Here is a 4,938-nt window from a genome sequence, read left to right as displayed (position 1 = left end):
CTCGCGACCTCGGCCGCGCTGAGCCCGCCGCGGTGTGCCTTGAACGCTGCACTGGCGAGGGTCGAGGCGACCTCCTCGAGGTAGGTCGCGAGGAGCGGTTCGGGGATCTCGAGCAGGGGCTGGAGTTCGATGATCAGCCGTTGCGCGTCGAGGGGCGCGGGTACGCCGTCCACGGTGCGCTCGATGCTGGGCTCGTCGATGATCCAGTGCTCGAGGCTCGTGCGCTCGGCGCGGAAACGGTAACCGATGCGGCCGTCGTCGAGTTCGAGCCGCCACCCGTCGCCGTCCGGCGTCGGCGCGAGCAGTCGCTCGTGCGTGAACTCGGCGATCGCCTTCGCGACGAGGTGCCGCTGCGCGATGTCCATGAACGCGGGCGTCAGGTGGGCGGGCGCCGTCGGTCGCGGCGACGCTGCGGGCGACGACGTTGCGGGCGACGACGCGGTCGCGGCGATCACGGGAGGGTCCCGAGCGGGGAGGCCGCGAAGTCGTCGCGCGTGCACACCGACAGGGCGGCGCGCTTGAGGTGATCGCCGTCGGGAACGTCGACGACGCGCAGCACACGGAAGCCCGCACGCGCGTTCTTCTGCGCGATGCGATCGTTGCGGACGTCGGGCTCCACCACGACCCGCTGGGCTCCGAGCGCGAAGAAGCACCACCGCATCACGGCGGCGAAGACGGCATCCGTCAATCCGTGCACGGGCGTGCCGCTCGGCGGCGCGACGAGGATGTGCATGCCGAGATCGTCGGGCAGAGCCTCGTGGATCCCGGCAAGCAGCACGTGGGCGGGGTCGTACGTCTCGACGAGGAAGGCCGGCGCGCCGTCGACGAGCCCGATCCACGAGTCCTGATGCACGTCGGTGGCAACATCCGCGAGGTAGTCGCCGACGGCGTCGACGTCGAGGTCGGCCATTCCCCAGAACGCGGAGTTCGGATGCTGCAGCCACCGCTGCACTCGCATCGCGTCGCCCCGCGGATCGGTGGGGCGGACGCGGATGTCGAAACGTGTCGTCACACTCACGAGGCCGCCTCCGCGCCGATGCGTGCATCGGCGGGCACGCCGAACTGCTGGAATGCGATCCGCCGTTCGATCGGGTAGGGCTCGCTGCCCAGCACCGCCGCGAGGATCGTCGAGTTGCGCCACGCGCCGAAACCGAGGTCGGGCGCGGTGAGGCCGTGGGTGTGCTCCTCGCCGTTCTGCACGAAGACGCGCCCGCGCCCTCCGTCGACGGAGTAGTTCCTGGCCACGTCGAGGCGGCCGAGGCTGTCCCAGTCGAGGCGATCGGCGATCGGATCGAGGAAGGCGGGCGCCTGCGCGGCGTAGCCGGTGGCGAGCACGATCGCGTGCGTTCCGCGCTCGTAGCTGCGCCCCAACGGCTGGTGCCGAAGCCGCAGCCGATAGCTCGAGCCGTCCCATGAGGCGGTTTCGACTTCGGTATCGGTCAGCAGCGTCGTCGGCACGGGACCGGAGGCGCTCAGCTCGTAGAGCAGGTCGTAGATCTCGTCGATGAGCTCGCTCGAGATCCCCTTGTACAGGCTCCGCTGCTCCCGGCCGAGGTGCTGCCGGGTTCCCAGGGAAAGGCCGTGGAAATGGTCGGTGTACTCGGGTGAGGTCATCTCGAGGGTGAGCTTCGTGTACTCCATCGGGAAGAATCGCGGCGAGCGGGTCACCCAGTCCAGGCGATAGCCGCCCTCCCGGATGCCGCCCAGCAGGTCCCTGTAGATCTCCGCGGCCGACTGACCGCTGCCGACGACAGTGATCGATTCCGCGGCCCGCAGCTGCTCGCGATGCGTGAGGTAGTCGGCGCTGTGCGTGCACGGACCGGGGAGCTCGCGCAGGGCGGCGGGGACCACGGGAGCGGTGCCCACTCCCATCACCACGTGGCGGGCGCGCACCTGTTCCTCCGCGCCGGTGTCCTGGCACAGCATCCGAACGACGTACACGTCCTCTCCCGCGTCGTACTCCACGGCAGTCACCTCGCGCCCCCAGCGCAGGTTCGGCAGCTTCTCGCTCGCCCAGCGGCAGTAGGCGTCGTACTCGGCCCGCAGCGGATAGACGTTCTCGCGGATGTAGAAGGGGTAGAGCCGCCCGCTCTCCTTGAGCCAGTTCAGAAAGGAGAATCCCGACGTGGGATCGGCCATCGTCACGAGGTCGGCCAGAAACGGCACCTGGATGGTGGAGCCGTCGATCATCATGCCGTGGTGCCACCGGAATCCGCTCGCCCGATCGACGAAGACAGCGTCGATCGCCAGAGGATCGGCGAGGCACGCGAGGCCCAGATTGAAGGGGCCGATGCCGATGCCGACGAGGTCGTGGATGCCAGTCGCCGCGCTCACGCGTTCGCCTCCGCTCCCGCGAGGGCCGCATCGAAGGCGGGCGAGATCTCGGCGAGGGTGGCGGCCGCGTCCTTCACGAGCGCCAGAACGCGGGCGACGTCGGTGCGCGTCACTTCGGGATTGAGGAGCGTCAACTTGAGGCAGGGGCGCCCGTCGATCACGGTCTTCGCGATCAGGGCCCGCCCCGACTCGAAGAGCACGCGACGCACGCCCGCCACGAGGGCGTCCTGGGTCGCCGCGTCCGTGCCCTCCGGCCGCACGCGGAACAGCACGGTGCTGAGCTGGCTGCGGCCCACGAGCTCCAGCTCGTCATCCTGCGCGATGTCGCTGCCGACCTCCGCGGCCAGATCGATCACCGCGTCGAACATCTCGCCGAGCCGTTCGGCGCCGAGCGCGCGCAGTGTCGTCCACAGCTTCAGGGCATCGAACCGGCGCGTCGTCTGCAGCGACTTGTCGACCTGGTTCGGCTCGTCGTTTTCGAGGGGATTGAGGTAGTCGGCGTGCCAGGATGCCGCGGCGAGGTCGGCCGGCTCGCGCACGATGATCGCGCTCGAGGAGACCGGCTGGAAGAAGCTCTTGTGATAATCGACGGTCACCGAACGGGCGCGGTCGATGCCGCGGATGAGGTCCCGTCGGCGCGAGAGCAGCAGGCCGCACCCGTACGCCGCGTCGACGTGCAGCCAGACGTCGTGCCCGCAGCGGTCGGCGATCGGGGCGATCGGGTCGATCACGCCGCGGTCGGTCGTGCCGGCGGTCGCGACGACCGCCATCGGGAGGCGGCCGGCGTCGCGAACCGCCGTCAGCAGCGAACCGAGGGCCCGCGGGTCCATCCGGCCCTCGCCGTCGTCGGGCACGAGAACGACGGCGTCATCGCTCAGCCCGAGCACGAGCGCAGACTTCTCCACGCTGAAGTGGCTCGACGCGGTCGCGAAGATCGCGAGGCGGGGGAGGACGCGCACCCGGTCACCGCCGTGCCGCGCGAGCGCCCACTCGCGTGCCAGGAGCAGCGCGTGGAGGTTGGACTGCGTGCCGCCCGACGTGAAGACGCCGTCGCCCGCGGCGAAGCCGATGCGCCCCGCCGTCCACTCGATGAGCCGGCGTTCCATGAGCGTGCCGATCGTGGACTGGTCGTAGGTGTCGACCGAGGTGTTGACCGCGGCGATCATGGCCTCGGCCGCGACGGCCGGGAGTGCGACGGGACAGTTCAGGTGCGCCAGGTAGGCCGGGTCGTGGAACCACACCGCGTGCTCGAGGTAGAGACGGTCGAGTTCACGCACGGCGTCGCCGGTGCCCACGCCCGGCCCGTCGAGATCGATGCCGTCGACGAGACTCTGCAGCTCATCGCGGCTCGCCCCCGAGAACGGCTGCTCGATGCGCCGGAACCTCTCGGCCACGAGCCCGGTCGTTGCGTGCAGCATGTCGGCGTAGGCATCGGCGGAAGAGGTGCTCAGCAGATCGTTCACGGACGTGCCTCCAGGTCGAGTGGAATGAGCGCGAACGACGTTGATCGCAGGTAAGCGTTGCCTAACCTAACTTACTGACCCGGGAGTGTGTCAAGCTTGTCGCGACGTGTTACCCGAGAAGACTCGCCCCCTCGGCGGCACAGCGAAACGCCCCTCGCGCCGGAAGCGGAGGGGCGTTTGAGACGGCTCAGTGCGCGGCTTCGTAGGCCTCGACGATGGATGCCGGCACGCGGCCGCGCTCGGAGACCTGGTATCCGTTGTCCTTGGCCCACGCCCGGATCGCGGAGTAGTCCTGCTGTCCGGAGCGACGGCGCTTGCTCGAGGAGGTCGTCGAGCCGCCGCGGCCGCTCGAGACGGAGCGTCCGGCGGCGACAAAGGGCGCGAGAGCATCCCGCATCGCCGCGGCGTTGTGCTCCGTGAGATCGATCTCGTAGGCGATGCCGTCGAGGGCGAAGTAGATGGTCTCGCCGGAGCCGACCTCGAGGATTGTTCCGTCGATGTCGTCGACGAGCTGATGCACGATCTTGCGGGCCATGGCGTCACACTACCGAGCGCCGGACGGGATTGGCTACGGCAGCAGCCCCGCGCGTCGCGCCCGTGCGACCGCCGCGTGGCGGGTCGAGGCATCCAGTTTCGCCATCGCGGACCCCAGATACGCCTTGACCGTTCCCTCGCGGATTGCGAGCGCGCTCGCGATCTCTGCGTTCGTCGAGCCGAGCGCCGCGCACGCGAGCACGTCCGTCTCGCGCGGGGAGAGGCGCACATCCAGCGGCTCGATGGAGTTCTCGTCTCCCGAGATCGCGGCGAGCCGCCGCTCGAGGGCGCTCAGGCGCTCGCGGAGGGGGCCGTCCTGCACTCCGGCCGCGATGCTGCGGAGTTCTGCATAGCTCGCCCGCAGCTCCTCGCGGTGGGCCGGCGGCAAGGTCGCCGTGGGCGGGTCCGCCGGGGGAGTCGTTGCGCGCAGGGCGACGCGTCGGCGCACCTCGTCGCGGACGGCGAACTCCGCCGCGAGTGCGTCCGCGACCTGGAAGGCGGGGGCGGCGACGGAGTCGCCGATGGTCGACGAGTGCCACGTGCCCCCGTACAGCACACCCCGGGGGGCGCCGTCGACGATGACCGGAACGGCCAGAAGGGTGCTGAT

The 4,938-nt window shown here is 70.2% G+C and carries 5 protein-coding genes and 1 pseudogene; all 6 read right to left on the bottom strand.

Annotated elements, in window-relative coordinates; all coding sequences use genetic code 11:
- A pseudogene (locus tag VNT50_RS02900) lies at positions 1 to 455 on the bottom strand (IucA/IucC family siderophore biosynthesis protein); the annotation flags it as partial.
- A complete protein-coding gene (locus tag VNT50_RS02895) occupies positions 452 to 1,018 on the bottom strand; it encodes a GNAT family N-acetyltransferase (protein ID WP_325483597.1) in 567 nt (188 codons plus the stop codon). The pseudogene VNT50_RS02900 and the gene VNT50_RS02895, both read right to left, overlap by 4 nt.
- The gene (locus tag VNT50_RS02890; RefSeq protein ID WP_325483596.1) at positions 1,015 to 2,334 is read right to left on the bottom strand and encodes a lysine N(6)-hydroxylase/L-ornithine N(5)-oxygenase family protein; all 1,320 of its coding nucleotides are present in this window, start codon (positions 2,332 to 2,334) and stop codon (positions 1,015 to 1,017) included. Before VNT50_RS02890 ends, VNT50_RS02895 begins: the two co-directional genes overlap by 4 nt.
- Positions 2,331 to 3,797 (bottom strand): pyridoxal phosphate-dependent decarboxylase family protein, encoded by a 1,467-nt coding sequence (locus VNT50_RS02885; protein ID WP_325483595.1) that lies wholly within the window; start codon positions 3,795 to 3,797, stop codon positions 2,331 to 2,333. The genes VNT50_RS02890 and VNT50_RS02885 overlap by 4 nt, the downstream gene beginning before the upstream one ends.
- Positions 3,798 to 3,984: 187 nt before the next feature.
- Positions 3,985 to 4,332, bottom strand: a complete 348-nt coding sequence (locus VNT50_RS02880) for a histone-like nucleoid-structuring protein Lsr2 (RefSeq protein WP_325483594.1) — start codon at positions 4,330 to 4,332, stop codon at positions 3,985 to 3,987.
- Positions 4,333 to 4,365: 33 nt separating this feature from the next.
- The coding region (locus VNT50_RS02875) for a helix-turn-helix transcriptional regulator (RefSeq protein WP_325483593.1) at positions 4,366 to 4,938 on the bottom strand (573 nt) is incomplete at its 5' end.

This window comes from Microbacterium sp. (assembly GCF_035554235.1).
Taxonomy (GTDB): domain Bacteria; phylum Actinomycetota; class Actinomycetes; order Actinomycetales; family Microbacteriaceae; genus Microbacterium.
This window is presented reverse-complemented; position numbering and strand designations above follow the sequence as displayed.

Excerpts from the sequence above, each read along its gene's own strand:
- VNT50_RS02880 (WP_325483594.1), bottom strand. The coding sequence starts at position 4,332 with ATGGCCCGCAAGATCGTGCATCAGCTCGTCGACGACATCGACGGAACA.